This is a genomic window from Aeromonas sp. BIGb0445 (assembly GCF_024809075.1).
Taxonomy (GTDB): Bacteria; Pseudomonadota; Gammaproteobacteria; order Enterobacterales; family Aeromonadaceae; genus Aeromonas; species Aeromonas rivuli.
In genome coordinates, this window is sequence record NZ_JANUES010000006.1 from 138,828 (window position 1) to 159,096 (window position 20,269).

Below are 20,269 nucleotides of genomic sequence, written 5' to 3' on the forward strand. Positions count from 1 at the left end.
GGGCAGGATAGCGCAAAGGGAGCCCAGGCTCATTAACTTGGGTTAATGAGCCTGGGGGAGATCAGAGCAGGGAGACCAGCAGGTAGGCGTTGAGGCCAATGACCAAGGCGACGATGAGACGCCCCAACGCCTGGGTGACAGGATGATTGCGATATTCCCCCATCAGGGCCCGCTCCCCGGTCAGCATCAGCAGCGGGATCAGCGCCAGGGCTATGCCAAAACTCAGGATCACCTGGCTCAGTACCAGGACTTCGGTGGTGTTGAGGCCCATGGCAATCACGATGAAGGCCGGAGCCATGGTGATGAGGCGGCGCAGCCAGAGCGGAATGGTGAAGCGCACGAAGCCTTGCATCACCACCTGGCCCGCCAGGGTTCCCACCACGGTGGAGGAGATGCCTGAGGCGACCAGGGAGAGGCCAAACAGGGTGGCCGCCCCCTGACCCAACAAGGGGGTCAGCGTCTGGTAGGCGGACTCCAGTTCGGCCACGTGCTGGTTACCCGTGGCATGGAAGGCCGCCGCGGCCATGGCCACCATGGCCAGGTTAACGAAACCGGCGATGGTCATGGCAATGGCCACATCGACCCGGGTGCTGTGCAGACGCTGGTCGACCGAGCCTTGCCCTTCGCCGTGCTGGGTCAACGCCGAGTGCAGATAGATAACATGGGGCATGACTGTCGCGCCCAGGATGCCGGCGGCCAGGTAGATGGCCTCACTGTTGGGCAGACCGGGGAAGAGGGCCCCTTCCAGCAGGCTGGGCAGATGGGGGCGGGAGAGCATCAGCTCGACCAGATAGGCGGCTGCCACGAACAGCAGCAGGCCGCCGACCACACACTCCAAGGGCTTCTGGCCGCGGCTCTGCAACATGAGAATGCCCCAGGTGATCACCGCCGTCATGCAGGCCCCCTCCATCAGGGTCACGCCGAGCAGCAGCTTGAAGCCCACCGCCGCCCCGATGAATTCGGCGAGATCGGTCGCCATGGCGATGATCTCCGCCTGTACCCAGTACGCCCAGACAGCCGGTCTGGGCAGCCGGTCGCGAATGTGTTCGGCCAGGTTCTTGCCGGTGACGATGCCGAGCTTTGCCGAGAGGGTCTGTACCAGCATGGCCATCAGGTTTGCCCAGACCACCACCCACAGCAGTTGATAGCCGAAGGTGGAGCCCGCCTGGATATTGGTGGCGAAGTTGCCTGGGTCTATATAGCCGATGGCGGCGATAAAGGCGGGGCCCAACAGGCTGAATCTGAGTTTGCGCTGGGTCACTATGGCACTGACTGCGGGTTGCATAACGGCACCCTCCATAAGGATATAGCCCTAGCATAGCTGTAACTGATAACTATTATCAATTGGGTTTTTGGATGGGATCGATAGGAAAGAGCCGTTATTTACTCGGCCAGTCATGCCTGTGGCCCTGGCGTGGGCAGAAGGGGGCGGCAGGAGAAACTATCGGTTATCAAAATCACAACGGCCAGTTGCAGTCGGTGTGTCGATTTCGTACAATACGCCGCCCTATGAAAGCAGCGTCTAAACACCATACGTTCCTTGCCTCCGAGGTCTGGCTGCACCTGGGCGGAGGCTGAATTAATCCGTAAGGAGCTAAAATGCGTCATTACGAAATCGTCTTCATGGTTCATCCGGACCAGAGCGAGCAAGTCCCCGGCATGATCGAGCGTTACACTGGCGCCATCACCACTGCCGGCGGCACTATTCACCGCCTGGAAGATTGGGGCCGCCGTCAACTGGCTTACCCGATCGACAAGCTGCACAAAGCCCACTACGTTCTGCTGAACGTAGAAGCAGAGCAAGCCGTTATCGATGAGCTGGAAACCAACTTCCGCTTCAACGATGCCGTTATCCGCAACATGATCATGCGCACCAAGCACGCTGTGACTGAAGTTTCTCCGATGGCCAAGGCCAAAGAAGAGCGCTTCCCACGTCGTGACGACGAGCGCCGCGAAGAAGCGACTGAAGCTTCTTCCGAAGAGTAATTCTTAGATCACTGACATAGAGGATAAAGGCCATGGCACGTTATTTCCGTCGTCGTAAGTTCTGCCGCTTCACTGCCGAGAACGTTACCGAGATCGACTACAAAGATATCGTTACTCTGAAAAACTACGTCACTGAATCTGGCAAGATCGTACCGAGCCGTATCACCGGTACTCGCGCCAAGTATCAGCGTCAGCTGGCACGCGCCATCAAGCGTGCTCGTTACCTGGCTCTGCTGCCGTACACCGATCTGCACAACAAGTAAGAATCGGTCCGGCACTTAAGCCTAACTCAACTCTCATAGAGGAAAGGTAATGCAAGTTATCCTGCTCGACAAAATCGCCAAACTGGGCGGTCTGGGTGATCAAGTCAACGTTAAAGCTGGCTACGCCCGTAACTATCTGATCCCGCAAGGCAAAGCCGTTATGGCTACCAAGGCCAACATCGAGACCTTCGATGCTCGCCGTGCTGAACTGGAAGCCAAACTGGCTGCCGGTAAAGCTGCCGCTGAAGAGCGCGCTGCCAAGCTGGGTGAACTGGCTGCTGTTGTTATCGCCTCCAAATCTGGTGACGAAGGCAAGCTGTTCGGTTCCATCGGTACCCGTGACGTGGCTGATGCCATCACTGCTGCCGGCGTTGCTGTTGCCAAGAGCGAAGTCCGTATGGGCAACGTTCTGCGTAACACCGGCGAGTACGAAGTTGTTGTTCAGCTGCACGCTGACGTCAAGGCAACCGTACAGATCCAGGTTGTTGCTCTGTAATAGCGATTCGCTTTTGCAGAAGAAAACCCGCGCCTCGGCGCGGGTTTTTTATTTTGGGGCACCGAGTTAGAGTAAGGGACTGTTGCAACGAGAGAGGTTTCCATGGCGGCTTGGGTAGAAGGGCGTGTCATCGAGCGTATCCAGTGGACGGATACCCTGTTTTCCCTGAAGGTGGAAGCGCCGTTGCTCCCCTATCAAGCGGGACAATTCACCAAGCTGGCCCTCGAGCAGGGCGAGCGCCGCATTCAGCGCGCCTACTCCTTCGTTAACCCGCCATCGTCCCCTTATCACGAGTTCTATCTGGTCGAGATCCCGGGTGGCGAGCTGACCCCCGCGCTGAGCGCCCTGGCCGTGGGGGATCCACTGCTGGTGCAATCCCAGGCGACCGGTTTTCTCACCCTGGATGAGATCCCGGCGGGACGGGATCTCTGGCTGCTCTCCACCGGCACCGCCATCGGTCCCTTCCTTTCGCTTTTGACTGCGGGGGAGGCCGAGCTGCGCTTCGAGAATCTGATCCTGGTGCACGGGGTAAGAAAGGGGGAAGAGCTCAGCTATCAGCCGCTGATTGGCGAGTTGAAAGCCCGGCTCGGGGAGCGGCTGCACTATGTGCCCTTCGTCAGTCGTGAGCCCTGGCCGGATGCCATGGTGGGTCGCATTCCTGCGGCCATCGACAGCTGCGCCCTGCAAGAGCGAGTGGGACTGGGCTTTAGCCCCGAGCAGAGCCAGGTACTGATCTGCGGCAATCCCGAGATGGTCAAGGCGACCCAGCTCTCCCTGATTGAGCAGGGCCTGACCAAAAATCTGCGCCGTACCCCAGGTCAGATCAGCTCGGAAAACTACTGGTAGCAGGGCAATGAGGGGGCTTAATTGTGCTTACCCTTGCCATTATTACCTTTGGATTTGTTGTGACCCTGGCCCGGGTTGTTGTCACCGTGGACGCTGCGATTGTAGTGATCGCGGTATTTGCCATCCATGTTGCCGCAGTCAGTCTTGAGGCGACTGTCCCCTATGCGGATATCCAGACAGTTGTGTTGCCACCAGTCGTACTCCTTGGTGTCAAAATCGACATTGATTGCGCCGCCCGACAGGCTGACGCCACCATCTTTGTTACTGGGTGGTGCGGCCTGGGTGGTGGCGCTCAGGGCAAGCAGGGTGAGCAGCAGTGCGCTATGTCGCATGATAGATCCTCGATGTGGTGATGACTGGTGCCAGTATAGTGTCAGCTAGCTGGATCCCAGCCTAATGAGCCTGGGGAAGTGGATGCAGGTCTAAAATCTGACCGAACTGGTCAACCCCTGTCCGAACGTCGGTAATATCTCGCCATTTCAGAGTGATAGCCTTCAATCTGGGCCGAGCAGCCCTATAATTGTCGGTCTGATATTCCAACCGCCAGCGCAGCATCATGCAGACAGCCATCTCCTTGCCCACCGCGTCTCCCTCATCCCAGTTACGTTACCCCAAAGGCTGGTTCGCACTCACCACCGTCTATTGTTTTACCGGGCTGGCCATCTTGGCCTCCATCGTTTTCTCTTTGTTGCTGTTTCTCTCCATCGACGACAACCCCTTGATGAAGTGGTTGTTTGGCGGCCTTGCCATCATTTTTGAGCTCGGCAAATTCTACATCTGGTACGAATATGGCGAGCGCCGGGCGCGGCGGGAGCTGGGTGGTGCCTTCTGGTCACTGCTGTTCTACGCCGTGCTGGCGGCCATCTCCATCGGCGGCAGCATAGGTGGCATCAACAGCGCCACCAACACTGTGCTCGGCATTCAGGCCAAACATGAGCGGGAGGTCGCGCGCTTTGATGAGCAGATCGACAGCATAGAGCGCCAGATCCGCCTCAATGAGGAGGCGGCGCGCAAGTACATCGAAATGGCCCGCATCTCCAGTGGCGTGAGTGGCTTGCAGCAGGCCAATACCCAACTCAGATTGAAGCAGGATGAACTGCGCCTTGAGCGTGATGCCAAGCCGCTCAATGAACAATCTTCGATGCTGGGGCTGATGAGCAGTCTGGCGGAGGGGATGGGGGTGAGCATAGGCCAGGTGCAATTCTTGCTGGTCTGTTTCCTCTCTGTGCTGCTCGATGTGTTCGGAGCCTTTTTCGTCTCCCTGATTGGTGATGAGACCCGTTTTCGCCGCCACTGGCAGGCGCAGCGCAGCAGTGGGCGTGTCGTCTCCCGGGTCTCAGGGGAGAGGGGGCGCATGGATCAGCATGACCATGATGAGGGGCAATCTGAGCCAGCCCCTCAGCTCACGCCGCTGGATGCGGTACGCCAGGGTCTGCAAAGCGGGCGACTCAAATGTGGTAAACGGGCGGTCGCTCAGGCGCTCTCCTTGCCCCTTGAAGAGGTGGACAAGATCTTCGTGCAGTTGATGCGCGAGGGGGTGCTGACCCAGGGCAGCAACCGTCACTATGCCCTGCAAGAGATCCAGCAATCCGAACCGGGTCAATACCAGACTGGGCCCTGACAGAGAGGCTCGCCCAGGGCCTCTTGGATGGGCAAGTTAGCAGCGTCAATGGCAGTGCCAGCTGGCATCGAGGCGCCGGCGGGAGGGGGGTTAAGCCCGGTTAGCATGGGGTTTTCTAGTGGGTGAGTATCATCATCAGGCTGAGGAAGGCGGCAAGGGCGCCACCCAGCCCGATGATCCAGTAAAAGCCCTTGGCGCCTCGCTTGATGGGGATGCGAAAGTAGAGCAGAAACAGCCACCAGGCCAGGGCCAGCAGCAGCGGGATAAGAAACATTCGAGCCATGGTGTCCTCACTGTTATCCTGTCGCCTCACCGTCAACCATAAGGATGGAATCTGCAATGACGCAACTACAGATTACCGCATTCGGCCCCCCCTCGGTACTCAGACTAAACCCCTCTCTGGATGGCATGCCCGCCGAGGGTGAGGTGCGGGTGCGCATCTGTTACGCCGGGGTCAACCCCATCGACGCCAAGACCCGCGCCGGTCTAGGGTGGGCTGCCGCCGAAAACAAGGACAAGCTGCCCTGGACACCAGGCTATGACATGGCCGGTGTGGTGGAAGCCCTTGGCCCAGGGGTAGAGACCCTCAAGGTGGGCGACAAGGTGTGTGGCATGATCGGCTTCCCGCTGCAGGGCGGCGCCTACGCCGAGTCTGCCCTGACCCCGGCCGAGTTGCTGGTGCCGCTGGAAGAGGTGAGCCTCAAACAGGGCGCGGCCCTGCCCCTGGCAGGCTTGACCGCCTGGCAGGGCCTGTTCGACCATGGTGAGCTCAAACAGGGGCAGCGGGTACTGATCCTGGCCGGGGCGGGCGGTGTCGGCCACCTGGCGGTGCAGTGGGCCAGGGCCTATGGCGCCAAGGTGACCGCGCTGGCCAGCCCGGATAACCATGGTTTCCTGCACGGCATAGGCGCCGAGCGGCTGGTCGATTACCACGATGCCGATTGGGCTGCTCAGGTCGGTCAGGTTGAGCTGGTCCTTGACTTGGTCGGTGGCGAGAGTGGCAAGGCGGCGCTGGCTTGCGTGGCCAGCGGCGGCCGCCTGATCACAGTGCCGACCATCACGGCGGAGGCGATCAAGCTGGCGGGCAGCGAGCGCGGCATCGAGGTGCGCGGCATGCTGGTGCAGCCCAACCCCAAGCAGCTGGCCCAGATGCTGACCCTGCTGCGCATCGATGAGGCGCAGATCTGCATCAATCGCGAGTTCGAGCTGGCCGACGGGGCCCTGGCCCACACCGCCATCGAAGCGGGTCACACTCGTGGCAAACTGCTGCTGCGCATGCCCGCGGCGAGCGTGGATGACTAACCACAGGCCGCAGGCTGACCGAGCGCATCAGGCTCGGCTTGCAGGCCGGGCGGCGCCCCTCTCATGGAGATGAGTCTCGGCTGGCTGTTTCTGAGCGCCTTTGGCTCGGCGACGCTCTTGCCCGGTGGCTCCGAGCTGCTGCTGGGGGCCATGGCGAGCCGGGGGGAGTGGAGCCCGGCCAGCCTGCTGCTCTGGGCCACCCTCGGCAATACCTTGGGATCCATGACCAGCTGGTGGCTCGGCTGGCTGGCGACCTTCAAGAAAAAACCCGAAGATTTTCAGGGACGTGGGGAACAAAAGGCGCTTGGATGGCTCAAACAACATGGTCATTGGTGTCTGCTGCTCGCCTGGACGCCCATTCTCGGCGACGGGCTCTGCCTGTTGGCCGGCTGGCTGCGCCTCTCATTCTGGCGCTCGCTTATTCTCATCGGTCTCGGTAAGTTAATCCGTTATGGCCTGGTCCTGTTGCTGGCGATTCAATTCTTCTAGCCGGTGCCTTTCATCTACGAGGTAACAGTGAACAAACTCATCCCACTCGGCATATTGCTCGGGTTCAGCCTGCCACTTCTGGCCGCGCCAACCCTGGTATCCCAGCAGAGCAAGACGGCGGGCCAGCTCGCCATTCCCTACCAGATGTACAAGCTGGACAATGGCCTGACCGTGATCCTGGCGCCGGACAGATCGGATCCCCTGGTGCACCTGGATGTGACCTATCACGTCGGCTCATCGCGCGAAACGGTCGGCAAGTCCGGCTTCGCCCACTTCTTCGAGCACATGATGTTCCAGGGCTCCAAGCATGTGGGGGATCAGGAGCACATGCGCATCATCAACGAGGCCGGTGGTGACATGAATGGCACCACCAACAAGGACAGAACCAACTACTACGAGACGGTGCCAGCCAATCAGCTGGAGAAAGTACTCTGGCTGGAGGCGGATCGCATGGGCTTCCTGCTCGATGCAGTCAGCCAGAAGAAGTTCGAGATCCAGCGCGCCACCGTCAAGAACGAGCGCGGTCAGCGGGTCGATAACCAGCCCTATGGCCTGGTGAGCGAGCGGATGGGCGAGGCGCTCTACCCGCGCACTCACCCCTACTCCTGGCAGCCGATCGGCTATGTGGAGGATCTGGACCGGGTCGGGGTGGATGATCTCAAGCAGTTCTTCCTGCGCTGGTATGGCCCCAACAATGCGACCCTGACCCTGGGGGGGGATTTTGACAGCAAGCAGGCCCTGGCCTGGATTGAGCAGTACTTCGGCACCATTCCCCGAGGGCCCGAGGTTGCCGAGCCGACCCCCGAGCCGGTGAGTCTGCCCGAGACCCGCTACATCACCCTGGAAGACAAGGTGCACCTGCCGCTGCTCTACATCAGCTATCCGACCGTCGCCCTGGGGGATCCCCAGGAGCCTGCGCTGGACATGTTCGCCGATGTGCTGGGCGGTTCGGCCAGCTCCATGCTCTATCAATCCCTGGTCAAGACCGGCAAGGCGCTGGAAGTGGGGGCCACTCACTATTGCGAGGAGCTGGCCTGTACCCTGACCGTCTACGCCTATCCGAACCCTGCGGTGGATGGCAGCCTCAAGAGCCTCAAGGCTGAGGTGGACAAGGCGATCGGCGACTTCGCCCAGCGTGGCCTCAAGCCGGAGGATCTGGAGAAAGCCATCAGCAAGTATCGCGCCTCCACCATCTGGGGACTCGATAGCGTCGAGGGCAAGGTCAGCCAATTGGCCATGGGCCAGGTGCTGGCCGGTGATCCCAACTACGTGTTCAAGAGCCTGGATGCCATTGGCAAGGTGACCCCGGAGCAGGTCAAGGCGGCCTATGACAAGTTCATTGCGGGCAAGCCTGCGGTGGTGATGAGTGTGGTGCCCAAAGGCAAGAGCCAGTGGCAGGTGGCTCCCCCCAACTTCACCCCGGCCAAGCGTGAGCTACCCGATTACAACAAGCATGAAGCGGCCCTGCCGCTGCGCCCGGTGACCGACAGTTTCGATCGCGGTGTGCAGCCCAGGGTGAGCGATGCGGTCAGTGCCAAGGTGCCGGCCATCTGGCATGGCAAGCTCGACAAGGGCATCGAGATCATCGGCAGCCAGAGTGACGAGATCCCGGCCGTCTCCATCATGATTGCCCTGCCCGGTGGCATCAGTGCCGAGAGCAAGGGGGAGCTGGGACTGGCCAATCTGACCGCGGCCATGATGGAGCAGGGGTCGGTACGCCTCTCCGAGGCAGCGCTCAGCGACGAGTTGCAAAAGCTGGGGGCCAGCATCGAGTTCTCCAGCGCTCAGTACAACAACCTGATCACCATCAGCAGCCTGACCGACAAGCTGCCCCAGACCCTGGCACTGGTGAAGGAGCTGTGGCTGCGCCCCGGCCTGCGTGAGGCAGACTTTGAGCGCACCAAGGCTCAGTTGCTGCAAGGCATGAAGCAGAGCGAGCAGCAGCCTGAGTGGCTGGCGGGTCAGGCGTTTCGCGAGCTGATCTATGGCAAGGGCAGTCGTCTGGGGGAACCGGCTGAGGGTCTGCCCGCGGATGTCGCCAAGCTGACCCTGAGCGATGTGAAGCGCTTCTATCAGCACTACTACGACTCGAGCCATGCCAAGGTGGTGGTGGTGGGTGACGTCACCCAGCAGCAGGTGGAGGATCAGCTCGGCTTCCTGACCGAATGGCAAGGCACGGCCCCTACCCTTGGCGACCTCAAACCCAAGGTGGCGCAAGCCAAGCCGGGCATCTATCTGGTGGACAAGCCGGGGGCGCCCCAGTCGGTGATCCGCATCGGTCGCCGCGCCATGGCGTTTGATACCACGGGGGATTACTTCACCGCCGGTCTGATGAACTTCAACCTGGGGGGCAATTTCAACAGCCGGATCAACCTCAACCTGCGGGAAGACAAGGGCTACACCTATGGCGCCAGCTCGGGTTTCTCCGCCAATCGTGATGTCGGTGTCTTCGCCACCGGTGCCAATGTGCGGGCAGATGCCACCGTGGATGCCATTCGCCAGTTCCTCAAGGAGCTGGAGGCGTATCAGGGGAGCGGCCCCACCCCGGTGGAGCTGGCCTACATGCGCAGTGCCGTCTCCCAGCAGGATGCGCTCTCTTATGAGACCCTGAGCCAGAAGGCGGGCTTCCTGCTGCAGATGATCATGTATGACCTGAAACCGGATTTCGTTCAGGCCCAGAGCCAACTGATTAAAACGGTTTCACAAGAGACTCTAAAGCAGAGCGCGGCCCACTGGCTCGATCCCAAGCAGATGGTAATAGTGGTGGTGGGAGACAAGCAAAAGCTTGAAAAACCCTTAAGCCAGCTTCATCTTCCTATCTATCCGCTGCAACTTCCCTAGAGAAGCGTGCGGCATGCCTGAGTGCCGCCCCGACTGGGGCGGCCAACAATGAGTCTTTAATATGACCACATCTAGCTTGTCACTGCGCGAGTTACTGGCGGCGTTGGGAACCCCGGAGCGTCTGTCTGCCCTCAAGGGGATCCGGCGTGGCCTGGAGCGCGAGACCCTGCGCATCACCCCCGAGGGTGGCCTGGCCCAGGGGGATCACCCCCGCAGTCTGGGCTCGGCCCTGACCCATGCCAACATCACCACCGACTACTCCGAGAGCTTGCTGGAGTTCATCACCCCGGCCACCGACTCTATCGAGAGCCTGATGGAGCAGCTGGGCGACATTCATCACCATGTCAGCCAGCACATCGGCGAAGAGCGCCTCTGGCCGCTCTCCATGCCCTGCTTCGTCGGTGACGAGGAGAGCATACGGCTTGCCCAGTACGGCAGCTCCAACATAGGCCGGATGAAGACCCTCTATCGCCAGGGCCTCAAGAATCGCTATGGCAGCCTGATGCAGGTGATCGCCGGCATCCACTTCAACTTCTCCATGCCGGACAGCTTCTGGTGTGAATGGCAGGATCTGGCGGGGGAGCCCTGTTGCAGCCAGCGCTTCATCTCCGAGAAGTACATGGGGCTTATTCGCAACGTCTACCGCTTCGGCTGGCTGGTGCCTTACCTGTTTGGCGCTTCCCCTGCCATCTGCCAATCCTTCCTCAAGGGGCGGACCAGCACCCTGCCGTTCGAGAAGATTGGCAAGGGGACTCTCTATCTGCCCTATGCCACCTCCCTGCGCCTGTCCGATCTCGGCTATACCAGCAGCTCCCAGAGCATGCTCAATATCAGCCACGACAACTTGCCTGCCTATGTGGCCTCCCTGCGCCGGGCCATCAGTACCCATGACCCCGAGTTTGCCAAGATAGGGGTCAAGGTGAACGGTGAGTATCGCCAGCTCAATGACAATGTCTTGCAACTCGAAAACGAGTTGTATGCGCCTATCCGCCCCAAGCGTACCCCCCGCAGCGGCGAGAAGCCGTCGGATGCGCTGGAGCAGCGTGGTATCGAATACATAGAATTGCGCACCGTGGACGTGAACCCCTTCACGCCGCTCGGTATCGACGTGGAGCAGGTACGTTTCTTCGACGTCTTCCTGGTGTGGTGCCTTCTGCGTCCCTCTGCCCAGCTGTCGGAAGAGGAGATCGCCCGCAATCGTCGCAACATGAACAAGGTCGTGCTGGAGGGGCGTCGCCCCGGCCTGCAGCTCGAAGATGAGCAGGGCACAGCCCTCGGCCTCAAGGAGTACGGACTCAGCCTGTTTGACGAGCTGGACGAGGTCGCGGCCTTGCTGGACCGTTGCTGTGGCCGTAATCGCTATCGTGAGACGGTGGCGACGCACAGAGCCAAGCTCAACAACCCCGAACTCACCTACTCGGCCCGCCTGCTCAAGCTACTCAAGGAGAGCGACCTGGATAACGGCTGCTTCGGCGACGCCTTGGCCAGTCAGTATCGCGAACAGTTGCTGGCCGGTGAACTGCAGTACTGGGATGAGGCTTACTTTGCCGGTGAGGCTCGGGAGTCCCTGCTCAAACAGCGGGAACGGGAGCGGGGCGACAGCCTGAGTTTCGACGACTTCCTGGCCGACTACTTCGGCCGCACAGTGCCCGCCTGATCGTATCCTGATACAAAAAGCCGCTCCTCGGAGCGGCTTTTTCATGGGCGGAGGCCATGAGCGGGCGTCAGTGGCGCACAGGCACTTGAGGGGGACACTGCTTAATCTGTTGCAACAGATAGTCGCGATAGCCTTCCCCATGCAGCTTGCCGGGTTTGAGGGTGGCCGCCAGGATCTGCTGACGAGCCTTAGCGCCAGAGGGCAGGCGACGTACATGAGTATCAATCCAGATGATCTCCCCCATGGGATCAATCATCAGATTGCCAAAATGGAGATCCCGGTGGCAGTAACCGTGGCTGGCCAGGGTGGCAATCTCCCTGGCGAGTCGGCGTAGCAGGGCGAGGCGCTGTGCCTCGTCGGCGCCGAGAAAGTAATCCTCCCCCGAAATGGCATCTTGCAGGTACTGCACCGCCAGGAAAGAGGCGAGGGGATTAAGAGGGTTGATGGCGATCCCGGCTGCCTGGCAAGGCACCACATTGAGACCGACCTGGCGCAGTATCCGGTTACTGCGCCATTCACGCAGGGCGTCGATGTGACCGATCAGCCGCTTGCCGAGTTGATCGCGGCACAACCAGGCCAGCGACCAGCGTGGATGCTTGTCGGCAACCAGTTTGCACAGGGAGTGACTGGCGTCGTGGCGGCGAAACAGACTGCTGCCGATCTGTTCGAAGTGGGCGGTATCCTGGGTCTTGTCCAGGGACCAGCGGGGCAGTTGCAGTTGATCATGAAACAGCAGGTAGTGATGGGTTTGGCCATCGAATTCGAGTGAAGTCAGCTTCATAAGAGAGTCGCTCTGGGAGTGGTGCGAGCCTGACTTGACGGGATGGCAAGAAGGGCTCATCTGCTATGAAGCCATGGTGCGACTCTGTTGCTGACATCAGCTGAATGACGGGACGAAAATACTGCTTTCAATATGAAAAACGCCGCAGGACCTGGTGATCCTGCGGCGATATCGGGGGATTGGCAGTGAGATCAGACGTGGCTGTACATCGCCTCGATCTCGCTCTGGTACTTGGCCTCGATGATCTTGCGGCGCAGCTTCATGGTGGGGGTGATCTCCCCGAGCTCCATGGAGAAGGCACTCGGCAGCAGGGTGAACTTCTTCACCTGCTCGAACTTGGCCAGCTCCTGTTGCAGACCCTGAATGCGCGCCTCGAAGAACGCCACCACCCGGGAGTGGCGCAGCAGCTCGGTCTTGCACTGATATTGCAGGTTGATGGAGCGGGCGTACTCCTCCAGCGACTCGAAGCAGGGCACGATCAGCGCCGACACGAAGTGGCGAGCATCGGCGACGATGGCTATTTGCTCGATGAAGCGATCCTTGCCGAGGGTGCCCTCCACCAGTTGCGGGGCCACGTACTTGCCGTTGGAGGTCTTCATCAGCTCCTTGAGGCGCTCGGTGAAGTAGATGTTGCCCTCGTCGTCCAGCTCGCCCGCATCGCCGGTGCGCAGGAAGCCATCCTCGGTCATCACTTCGGCCGTGGCCTCCGGCTTGTTGTAGTAACCGCGCATCACCGTGGGGGAGCGCACCAGCAGCTCGTTGTTCTCGCCGAGTTTGACCTCGATGCCGTTCATGACGGTACCGATAGAGCCCAGTTTGAACGCTTGGTCCTCGTAGCAGCAGACGGTGGCCGTGGTCTCGGTCATGCCGTAACCGTACTTGAGGTTGAGCCCCATGGCCTGGAAGAAGAGATTCACATCGTCGGCGAGGCGGGCGCCCGCCACCGGCAGGAAGCGGGTACGGCCACCGAAGCGGGCCCGCAGCTTGCGAAACACCAGCCGCTCGGCCAGGGCCAACTGCAGGTAGAGCAGGGGGGAGGCGGACTTGCCCGCCTGGCGGGTGGCGACCATCTGCTTGCCGACCCCGGTGGCCCAGCCAAACAGGGCGCGGCGCAAGGCCGGGGCCTGGGCGACCTTGGCCTGGATCATGGCGTAGGCCTTCTCGTAGAGGCGCGGCACGGCGCACATCACGGTCGGCTTCACTTCGCCAATCACCTCCATCACCTTCTGGGGATCGCGGATATAGACGTTCTCGGCGCCGCAATAGAGCACGTAGTAGCTCCAGGCCCGCTCGAATACATGGCTCAGAGGCAACATGCACAGGGACACGTCCTGCTCGTTCAGATCCAGGCGGCTGTCATGCATCTCGAAGCAGGCGGCGATGTTGGCGAAGTCGAGCATGACCCCCTTGGGCTCGCCCGTGGTGCCCGAGGTATAGATGAGGGTCAGCAGATCATCCATCCGGTAGTGCTGTTCGCGTGCGCGCAGCGTCTGTTCGCTGGGCTGATGGTTGCCGGAGGAGAGGAAGGTCTGGAAGTGGCTGGCCTGCGCGCAGCCGCGCAGATCGACACTGCCATCGAGGGCCACAATCTGGCGGATCTCGCCAGCCTTCAGCAAGTGGAGCGCCTGATCGAACTGTGGCTGCTCCCCCACGAACAGCAGCTGGATGCCTGCATCGCGCACTATGTAGCGCAGCTGATCCTGAGTGCTGGTGGGGTAGATGGGCACGCTGATCCCGCGGGCGGCCAGGATGCCGAGGTCGGCCTGGGTCCACTCCGGCATGTTGCGGGCATAGAGACCGACCATGTCACACTCCTGGTGACCGGCCCGGATCAGCGCCTGGGCGCAATAGTCCATGGCCTGTCCCAGGGTGCGCCAGCCGATGGCACGCCATTGGCCATCCTGTTGCACTCGCAGGGCGGCTTTATTACCCAGACGGGCGATGCGTTCGCGAAGCAGATGAACCAAATGAAGCTGTGACATCCGTAGATCCTCAATGACAGAGAGACGCCCGGCAGGGGCGTGAAAATCGGGCTGGAGTGTAAACTCTAAGATTACGGCTTACAAGTGTGCGCTGTTTTGTTCCTGATCAGGGAGAGCGGATTTTGCTGCGAAATTAATCAAAATCGGCGATAACTGGGAGAGGCGGTCGTCGGAGGCTAGATCAATGAAAAATCTGGGGAAATGGTTAGGACTTCTGTTGGCCTTGCTGCTGGTGGCCGTGGGCGTGGGTTGGTATGCATGGAATCAACAGGCGCTGGCTCGTGGCAACCCTTGGCTCAAGGGCGAACAGGGGGCGGCACGGGCCGAGCAGCTCGCCCGGGAATCCGGCATGGCGGTGCTCTATGTGATCGAGTCAGACAAGTGTCGGCGCTGCAAATTGCTCGACAAGGCGCTGTGGCAGGATCCGGCGCTGACATCCACCCTGGCCGGGCTGGTCAAGGTGCGCCTCAACCCGAGTGCGGGGGATGGCAGTGAGCGGGTACTGCGTCGCTTCCCCAAGGTGAATACGCCCCCTGGCATCTATCTGCAACAGGGCGGTGGCCCGCTCAAACCGATACAGATAGTGGTGGATATCGAGCAGATCTGGATGCCGGGAGTGACCTATCGGCGCGGTTTCTTCATGCCGCTGTCGGTCGCGGGCTTCGATGCGGTGTTACGCACCACCCTGGCACTGGACGATCCCGCCTTCGTGTCACTGGCACCCTGAGTGGCAGCAGAGCGGGGTTCGCGCCAGATCAGGGGCAGGCCCGGCTGAGGGGTCAGCCGAAGTCGAACAGCCGCGACATCAGCACGGCATCTTCCCGATCCGGGCCTGTGCCATAGTAATCGGCGCGGCGGCAATACTCGGCGAAGCCTTCACTCTCGTAGAGGGCGATGGCGCCCTTGTTGCCAGCCCGCACTTCGAGGAACCAGGCCTCGGCTTTTTTCGCCTTGCTGCTGGCCAGATATTCCCTCAGCAGTGCCCGCCCCAATCCCTTGCCCTGAAAGTCAGGATGGACGCAGATGTTCATCAGCGAGCTGTCTCCGGCCACCAGATCCGAGATGTAGAAACCGGCGGGACGTCCCTCCACCAGCAGCAAACCGTTGAGGTAGCGGGGCCCGAAGCAGGAGAGCAGATTGGCCTGGCTCCAGGGCTCCTGGTGTGCGGCCTGCTCTATGGGGTAGATGAGGGAAAAATCGCTCTCCAGCAGGGGGCGAAATGCGGGCTGGGCTTGGGACATCTGGACTCCGAAACGGGGGGCGGCAATCTGGGCCATGAAAAGGTGGCAAGGCTAGGGTGGCAATGACTCAGCTCAGGCGCTGGCGAAGCTGTTGCCAGAGTGCCCGTTTCTGGGCCGCACTGGGTTGCAGCGGGCAGACAAGTGCCTGGGGCCAGGCGGGATCCGCCGCTTCGAGCCAGAGCAGGGGCGTTGCCATGCCAGGATCCAGACTCGGCACCAGGCTCACTTCCTGAGTCCCGAATCCCAGCAGCAGGCAGACATCCGCCAGCAGGGTGGGGGCAGGCAGGCTGTCTGCCACTATCCAGAGTCGGCCCGCCGGCAAGGGGGGCTTGGCATGGGGGCTTGGCAGGTTGATCAGCGGTTCGACCACCAGTTGGCCCGGCGGTGAGGGGGCGGCCGCGTCGGTGGTGTCCTCTGTGGGCGCAGGCTCAGCGCCCAGCAGGGCCGGGCGGCGCACTTGCCACTGGGGTATGCCCATGCGGCTAAGCAGGCCCTGGCGTAAGGGATCTAGCATCTGATTGACTCTGGATTGGCAAAAAAAACTCAAGGAAGGGTACACTCGAACGGCGTTTGCTGCACCCTTTGCCGTTATGCAGCCCGAAACCCGGCGCCTCTTCCCATGGACCGACGCCGCCGACCTGAATCCCCATCCCTATCTCGAGCCGGAATTTGCCTATGTCGCTGTTGTCCCAGAAGAGTCACTCTGCTAACGCCATCACTGAGCGCTTGCCACGGCTGCTGGCTGCCCTGGGGGAGGGATTGTACGAACGCCAGGATGCCTTGCGTCTGGGGCTGCTGGCCGCCCTGTCCGGGGAGAGTGTCTTCTTGCTCGGGCCCCCCGGTATTGCCAAGAGTCTGATTGCGCGGCGTCTCAAGCTCGCCTTTCATGAGGCGCGTCACTTCGAATATCTGATGACCCGCTTCAGCACCCCGGAAGAGGTGTTTGGTCCCCTCTCCATTCAGGCGCTGAAGGATGAGGGCAAGTACCTGCGCCTCACCGCAGGCTATCTGCCCGAGGCCGAGGTGGTGTTTCTCGACGAGATCTGGAAGGCGGGCCCGGCCATCCTCAATACCCTGCTCACCGCCATCAACGAGCGGCAGTTTCGCAACGGCGACAGTCAGCATCCCATTCCCATGCGGCTGCTGGTCACCGCGTCCAACGAGTTGCCCGCGCCGGACAGTGGCCTGGAAGCGCTCTATGATCGCATGCTGGTGCGGATCTGGCTGGACAGGGTGCAGGAGAAGGGCAACTTCCAGGCCATGCTGGCCAGCGAGGGGCAGTCTCATCAGAACTTGCCCGCCTCGGTGCAGATCCGCAGCGATGAGTACCTGGCCTGGCAGGGCCAGATAGACGAGGTGCGGCTGCCCGATGGCTGCTTCGAGCTGATTTATCAGCTGCGCCAGCAGCTCGACAGCCAGCTGGCCCACAGCTGTTATGTGTCGGATCGGCGCTGGAAGAAGGCGGTGCGGCTCATCAAGGCCAGCGCCTTCTTCAATGGCCGTGAAGAGGTGGCGCCGCTGGATCTGCTGTTGTTCAAGGATTGCCTCTGGCATGACGAGGCCTCCCGCGAGGCGCTGCAGGAGATGCTGGGGGAGTTTGCCCGGCTGCACTGCTACCGCCAGCTCGCCCTGACCCGTCAGCTGCTCGACCTCAAGGAGCGTTTCCGCCTGCTGCAAGGGGAGATGGCCCAGCGTCTGGCGCACAAGGCCAGGCAGCGCCAACAGTGGTTCGGACGTCGCGCCCGTGGCATTGCGCTGCCGCTGACCGGGGCTCACGCCTTCGGCAAGCAGGTACATTTGCATCTGCTCTACCCCGCAGCCCTCGGCGCGGAAGATCCGACCCGACTCACCGAGACCCTGGCATTCGATCGCCACAGATTGGCGCATTGGCACCCCACCGGCGAGAAGCTGGTGGGCTGGCACCTGGGCAGCCCGGCCGAGGGGCACTACGAGCTGGTGCTCGATGATCAACTGCGCCTGGGGGTGCTGGATGTGCAGCGCCAGAGCGTGCCGCTGGTACTGGTGGGACAGCAGCCCCTGCCTGCCGTGGTACTCGAACCCTGGCAGCAGACGCTGACAGAGTTGTTGAGTCAACTCGAGACCCTCAGCCAGGATCTGCGTCGGCAACGCAGCCTGTATGAGCGCCAGCAGAGCCACCTCTTCCTCGGTCAGGAGTGGTTGCAGAAGGTGGAAGAGAGCTTCTTCGTGCTGGCCCGGGATCTGGGCCAGTTGCAGGGGGATGCCCGCAGCTGGCGCGAACGCCTCGCCCTGTTTGGCGAGAGGCACTGAGTCGTGGTCGCCGCGCACCTTGTCGTCACCGATCCATCGTCTGAGAGGATCCTGTCCAGTGCCATGGGCCCTGCTCGCCGCATCCTGAGGTCATCATGATCGAGATCGGCATGATGGACCTGGCCCTGCTGATGGAGGAGGGGGAGATAGCCGGGGAGATGGCGCTGCTGTTGGCCGCCTCACCCAAGATCTCCGAATTTATCCGGCGCGCGCCAGGCAGCCAGGGCAAGCGGCTCAAGCGGCGCATCATGAGCTGGAGCGAGCGGCTGAACGAGGAGATCAAACACAAACCTGTGCCTGTGGTGCTGGAGCAGGAGTATCAACTCTATCAACGCCACAAGGGGTTGCCCCTCTCCGAGCTGGTGGGTCAGCTACCGGCCCTGCTCGATCTGCTGGCGCCGAGCAGCCCCTTCGCCGGTGAGGCGCGCAGCCTGGTGCGCCAGCTCAGCGAGCACCCCAGTGAAGGGCTGCAAAAGTTGTTTGTCGAGAAGTGGCGCAGCAGCCTGGTCGGCGCCTTGTTGCAGCTGCAACACCAGATAGCCGAGGCGGAGCGAGACAAGCTGCGCCAGGAGATAGAGGATCAGCTGCTGGCAAACCGCACCCTGGCCGACGCCCTGGATCCACACCAGATCTCGGCGGGGGGCCTCTGGGATCTTGCCCAGGGTCATTGGCACAAGCGCAGCCTGGAACTCATCAAGCAGTACGCGCGCATGCTCGAGCGTGAACCCCTGTTGCGGGAGATCGCAGACTTGCTCGGGCGCAGCGAGCAGGATCGCCACTCCCGCGAGCGCCCCCTGCCCCCTGTCCCGATACAGGAGCTGGCGGAGGCGGTGAGCGACGATGTGCCGGATGATCTGGTGGGCATACACCCGGGCAACGATCTGATGCGGATGCTGCCCAGCGAGGCGGTGATGCTTGGCTTGCCCGAGCTGGAGCTGGAGTTCTATCGCCGTTATCTCGAGCGGCGCCTGCTCAGCTACCAGTGCCGTGGCACCTTGCCACGCCAGCGCCTGCTGCTGCGCACACCCCAGGCGGGGGGGACGGATCCCCAGTCTCGCGGCCCCTTCATCGTCTGCATCGACACCTCGGGCTCCATGGGCGGTTACCCGGAGGAGTGTGCCAAGGCGCTCTTCCTCGCCCTGCTCAAGGTGGCGATGGATGAGCAGCGTGGCTGCTTCCTGATGCTGTTCTCCACCGAGGTGGCTACCCTGGAGATCCGCGCCGACACCGGCCTGGATCAGGCGGAGCGCTTCCTCTCCATGAGCTTCCATGGGGGTACCGATCTGGTGCCCTGTCTCGCCCAGGCGCTGGAGCAGCTCAAGGAGCCCGCCTTTGCCAAGGCGGATGTCTTGGTCATCTCCGACTTCATCGCCCAGAGCCTGCCCCACAGCCTGCTGGATCAGATGAACGAGCGGCGCCGCCAGCAGACGCGCTTTCACGCCGTGGCCATGTCTCGCCATGCCAAACCCGCCCTGCTGCGGGTGTTCGACAACAGCTGGCTACTGGACTGTGGCTTGCGTGGTCGCTTGCTGCGCCGCTGGCAGCAGAGCTGAGGGGCTGGCCACCCGGCTGGCCAGCATGACACCACTCGCCAGCAAGGCCAGGGTCAGCCAATGGGGCAGGGTCAACACCTCGCCAAGCAGCAGGCAGGCCAGGGCGCTCGCCACCAGCGGGGTGAGGGAGCCGACCGCCGAGGTGATCTCGGCCCCCAAGACCCGGATGGCGTGGCCGTAGCAGAGCGCCGCCCCCAGACCCGCCCCCGCTCCCTGTATCATCCCCTGCCATATCCAGACCTGCACTGTGCCACCCGCTGGCCAGCCCAGCCAGATCACCATGGGCAGCAATACCAGGGTTGAGGGCACGGCGACCAGGGCGGCCGCATCCAATGGGCCCAGCCCGCTGCGCTTCACACCCAGGGTAAACAGAGCCCAGAGCAGGGCGGCACCGATGAAATGGAGCTGACCGAGCCAGATCCCGGGGGCGCCGGTCAGTATCATCACCAGCAGCGCCGAGGCGATCAGGCTCAGTCCGAGCCGACGCCCCGGGCCGCAGCGCTCCCCCAGTCCCCACAACAGCAGTGCGACCCAGAGTGGTACCAGACCCGGGATGAGGGCGCTGCCCTGATTGACGGGGGCAAGCTGCATGCCGCTGGCCCCCAGCCAGAAGAAGGGGAGCCCGGCACCGACCATGATGGCGAGCCGCCAGCGGGCAGGCACGGCCTTGAACCTGACTCTGGCCTGCCAGTAACGGGGGGCCAGCAGCAGAGCGGGGATCCCGTAACGGAGCAGCGCAAGGCCGAGCAGAGGCAGACTGGCCTGGGCTCCTGCCTTGAGGGAGAGAAAAAAGCCGGACCAGAGCAGCACTGTCGCCAGGGCTGCGGCCCAGCCACCGAGGCGGGAATGGGGAAGGTGAGACACAGGCGCTCCTTGCATGGTCAGGCTTCAGGGGTGAGCCTCGATTATCCCGCCAAGTCGA

At 61.9% G+C, this 20,269-nt stretch carries 20 protein-coding genes; 12 read left to right on the forward strand and 8 right to left on the reverse strand.

Annotation, left to right across the window (positions count from 1 at the left end):
- Positions 1-61: 61 nt before the first annotated feature.
- The gene (locus M2367_RS13935) at positions 62-1,300 is read right to left on the reverse strand and encodes an Nramp family divalent metal transporter (RefSeq protein ID WP_157014122.1); all 1,239 of its coding nucleotides are present in this window, start codon (positions 1,298-1,300) and stop codon (positions 62-64) included.
- A 299-nt stretch (positions 1,301-1,599) separates the two neighbouring features.
- On the opposite strand from M2367_RS13935, the gene rpsF reads away from it, so the two are divergent.
- From rpsF to M2367_RS13955, 4 genes are all read left to right on the forward strand, one after another.
- On the forward strand, positions 1,600-1,986 hold the full coding sequence (gene rpsF, locus M2367_RS13940; RefSeq protein WP_005895384.1) for a 30S ribosomal protein S6: 387 nt from the start codon (positions 1,600-1,602) through the stop codon (positions 1,984-1,986).
- Between the two features lie 32 nt (positions 1,987-2,018).
- Positions 2,019-2,249, forward strand: coding sequence for a 30S ribosomal protein S18 (rpsR, locus tag M2367_RS13945; protein WP_005313392.1), 231 nt, complete (start codon positions 2,019-2,021; stop codon positions 2,247-2,249).
- A gap of 49 nt (positions 2,250-2,298) precedes the next feature.
- The gene (gene rplI / locus M2367_RS13950; RefSeq protein ID WP_042044176.1) at positions 2,299-2,745 is read left to right on the forward strand and encodes a 50S ribosomal protein L9; all 447 of its coding nucleotides are present in this window, start codon (positions 2,299-2,301) and stop codon (positions 2,743-2,745) included.
- 102 nt (positions 2,746-2,847) lie between these two features.
- Positions 2,848-3,591, forward strand: coding sequence for a ferredoxin--NADP reductase (locus M2367_RS13955; RefSeq protein WP_259237028.1), 744 nt, complete (start codon positions 2,848-2,850; stop codon positions 3,589-3,591).
- Positions 3,592-3,608: 17 nt separating this feature from the next.
- Here the strand turns inward: M2367_RS13955 and M2367_RS13960 are convergent, their stop codons facing one another.
- Positions 3,609-3,923: a hypothetical protein gene (locus tag M2367_RS13960; RefSeq protein ID WP_042044173.1), complete on the reverse strand. Its 315-nt coding sequence runs from the start codon at positions 3,921-3,923 to the stop codon at positions 3,609-3,611.
- 224 nt (positions 3,924-4,147) lie between these two features.
- Here M2367_RS13960 and M2367_RS13965 point away from each other — a divergent pair, with 224 nt between their 5' ends.
- Positions 4,148-5,212, forward strand: coding sequence for a Preprotein translocase subunit SecY (locus M2367_RS13965; RefSeq protein ID WP_259237030.1), 1,065 nt, complete (start codon positions 4,148-4,150; stop codon positions 5,210-5,212).
- Positions 5,213-5,327: 115 nt separating this feature from the next.
- On the opposite strand, the gene M2367_RS13970 is transcribed toward M2367_RS13965, so the two are convergent.
- Positions 5,328-5,495 carry a hypothetical protein gene (locus tag M2367_RS13970; protein WP_198135324.1) on the reverse strand — a complete coding sequence of 56 codons (168 nt, stop codon included), beginning with the start codon at positions 5,493-5,495 and terminating at the stop codon, positions 5,328-5,330.
- A 56-nt stretch (positions 5,496-5,551) separates the two neighbouring features.
- Here M2367_RS13970 and M2367_RS13975 point away from each other — a divergent pair, with 56 nt between their 5' ends.
- From M2367_RS13975 to gshA, 4 genes are all read left to right on the forward strand, one after another.
- Positions 5,552-6,514: an NADP-dependent oxidoreductase gene (locus M2367_RS13975; RefSeq protein ID WP_224431285.1), complete on the forward strand. Its 963-nt coding sequence runs from the start codon at positions 5,552-5,554 to the stop codon at positions 6,512-6,514.
- 63 nt (positions 6,515-6,577) lie between these two features.
- The gene (locus M2367_RS13980; protein WP_224431284.1) at positions 6,578-7,003 is read left to right on the forward strand and encodes a YqaA family protein; all 426 of its coding nucleotides are present in this window, start codon (positions 6,578-6,580) and stop codon (positions 7,001-7,003) included.
- A 27-nt stretch (positions 7,004-7,030) separates the two neighbouring features.
- A complete protein-coding gene (locus M2367_RS13985) occupies positions 7,031-9,844 on the forward strand; it encodes a pitrilysin family protein (RefSeq protein WP_259237031.1) in 2,814 nt (937 codons plus the stop codon).
- 61 nt (positions 9,845-9,905) lie between these two features.
- Positions 9,906-11,501 carry a glutamate--cysteine ligase gene (gene gshA, locus M2367_RS13990; RefSeq protein WP_042044165.1) on the forward strand — a complete coding sequence of 532 codons (1,596 nt, stop codon included), beginning with the start codon at positions 9,906-9,908 and terminating at the stop codon, positions 11,499-11,501.
- Positions 11,502-11,568: 67 nt separating this feature from the next.
- Here the strand turns inward: gshA and M2367_RS13995 are convergent, their stop codons facing one another.
- Positions 11,569-12,282 (reverse strand): lipopolysaccharide kinase InaA family protein, encoded by a 714-nt coding sequence (locus M2367_RS13995; protein ID WP_259237032.1) that lies wholly within the window; start codon positions 12,280-12,282, stop codon positions 11,569-11,571.
- Between the two features lie 191 nt (positions 12,283-12,473).
- Entirely contained in the window at positions 12,474-14,264 is a 1,791-nt protein-coding gene (locus M2367_RS14000; protein ID WP_259237033.1) for a long-chain fatty acid--CoA ligase, read from the reverse strand.
- Between the two features lie 184 nt (positions 14,265-14,448).
- Between M2367_RS14000 and M2367_RS14005 the strand changes: the two genes are divergently transcribed.
- Entirely contained in the window at positions 14,449-14,991 is a 543-nt protein-coding gene (locus tag M2367_RS14005; RefSeq protein WP_259237034.1) for a hypothetical protein, read from the forward strand.
- A gap of 52 nt (positions 14,992-15,043) precedes the next feature.
- Here M2367_RS14005 and rimI read toward each other — a convergent pair whose 3' ends face one another.
- Positions 15,044-15,505: a ribosomal protein S18-alanine N-acetyltransferase gene (gene rimI / locus M2367_RS14010; RefSeq protein ID WP_042044161.1), complete on the reverse strand. Its 462-nt coding sequence runs from the start codon at positions 15,503-15,505 to the stop codon at positions 15,044-15,046.
- A gap of 67 nt (positions 15,506-15,572) precedes the next feature.
- Complete coding sequence (locus tag M2367_RS14015; RefSeq protein WP_224431278.1) at positions 15,573-16,019, reverse strand: DNA polymerase III subunit psi; 447 nt, start codon at positions 16,017-16,019, stop codon at positions 15,573-15,575.
- 161 nt (positions 16,020-16,180) lie between these two features.
- Between M2367_RS14015 and M2367_RS14020 the strand changes: the two genes are divergently transcribed.
- Positions 16,181-17,794, forward strand: coding sequence for an ATPase RavA domain-containing protein (locus M2367_RS14020; protein WP_224431277.1), 1,614 nt, complete (start codon positions 16,181-16,183; stop codon positions 17,792-17,794).
- A 95-nt stretch (positions 17,795-17,889) separates the two neighbouring features.
- Positions 17,890-19,347: an ATPase RavA stimulator ViaA gene (viaA, locus tag M2367_RS14025; protein ID WP_259237035.1), complete on the forward strand. Its 1,458-nt coding sequence runs from the start codon at positions 17,890-17,892 to the stop codon at positions 19,345-19,347.
- Here the strand turns inward: viaA and M2367_RS14030 are convergent.
- Complete coding sequence (locus M2367_RS14030; RefSeq protein WP_259237037.1) at positions 19,294-20,211, reverse strand: DMT family transporter; 918 nt, start codon at positions 20,209-20,211, stop codon at positions 19,294-19,296. The genes viaA and M2367_RS14030 overlap by 54 nt on opposite strands.
- Positions 20,212-20,269: the final 58 nt, after the last annotated feature.

Excerpts from the sequence above, each read along its gene's own strand:
- M2367_RS13935 (WP_157014122.1), bottom strand. The coding sequence starts at position 1,300 with ATGGAGGGTGCCGTTATGCAACCCGCAGTCAGTGCCATAGTGACCCAG.
- rpsF (WP_005895384.1), top strand. The coding sequence starts at position 1,600 with ATGCGTCATTACGAAATCGTCTTCATGGTTCATCCGGACCAGAGCGAG.
- rpsR (WP_005313392.1), top strand. The coding sequence starts at position 2,019 with ATGGCACGTTATTTCCGTCGTCGTAAGTTCTGCCGCTTCACTGCCGAG.
- rplI (WP_042044176.1), top strand. The coding sequence starts at position 2,299 with ATGCAAGTTATCCTGCTCGACAAAATCGCCAAACTGGGCGGTCTGGGT.
- M2367_RS13955 (WP_259237028.1), top strand. The coding sequence starts at position 2,848 with ATGGCGGCTTGGGTAGAAGGGCGTGTCATCGAGCGTATCCAGTGGACG.
- M2367_RS13960 (WP_042044173.1), bottom strand. The coding sequence starts at position 3,923 with ATGCGACATAGCGCACTGCTGCTCACCCTGCTTGCCCTGAGCGCCACC.
- M2367_RS13965 (WP_259237030.1), top strand. The coding sequence starts at position 4,148 with ATGCAGACAGCCATCTCCTTGCCCACCGCGTCTCCCTCATCCCAGTTA.
- M2367_RS13970 (WP_198135324.1), bottom strand. The coding sequence starts at position 5,495 with ATGGCTCGAATGTTTCTTATCCCGCTGCTGCTGGCCCTGGCCTGGTGG.
- M2367_RS13975 (WP_224431285.1), top strand. The coding sequence starts at position 5,552 with ATGACGCAACTACAGATTACCGCATTCGGCCCCCCCTCGGTACTCAGA.
- M2367_RS13980 (WP_224431284.1), top strand. The coding sequence starts at position 6,578 with ATGGAGATGAGTCTCGGCTGGCTGTTTCTGAGCGCCTTTGGCTCGGCG.
- gshA (WP_042044165.1), top strand. The coding sequence starts at position 9,906 with ATGACCACATCTAGCTTGTCACTGCGCGAGTTACTGGCGGCGTTGGGA.
- M2367_RS13995 (WP_259237032.1), bottom strand. The coding sequence starts at position 12,282 with ATGAAGCTGACTTCACTCGAATTCGATGGCCAAACCCATCACTACCTG.
- M2367_RS14000 (WP_259237033.1), bottom strand. The coding sequence starts at position 14,264 with ATGTCACAGCTTCATTTGGTTCATCTGCTTCGCGAACGCATCGCCCGT.
- M2367_RS14005 (WP_259237034.1), top strand. The coding sequence starts at position 14,449 with ATGAAAAATCTGGGGAAATGGTTAGGACTTCTGTTGGCCTTGCTGCTG.
- rimI (WP_042044161.1), bottom strand. The coding sequence starts at position 15,505 with ATGTCCCAAGCCCAGCCCGCATTTCGCCCCCTGCTGGAGAGCGATTTT.
- M2367_RS14015 (WP_224431278.1), bottom strand. The coding sequence starts at position 16,019 with ATGCTAGATCCCTTACGCCAGGGCCTGCTTAGCCGCATGGGCATACCC.
- M2367_RS14020 (WP_224431277.1), top strand. The coding sequence starts at position 16,181 with ATGTCGCTGTTGTCCCAGAAGAGTCACTCTGCTAACGCCATCACTGAG.
- viaA (WP_259237035.1), top strand. The coding sequence starts at position 17,890 with ATGATCGAGATCGGCATGATGGACCTGGCCCTGCTGATGGAGGAGGGG.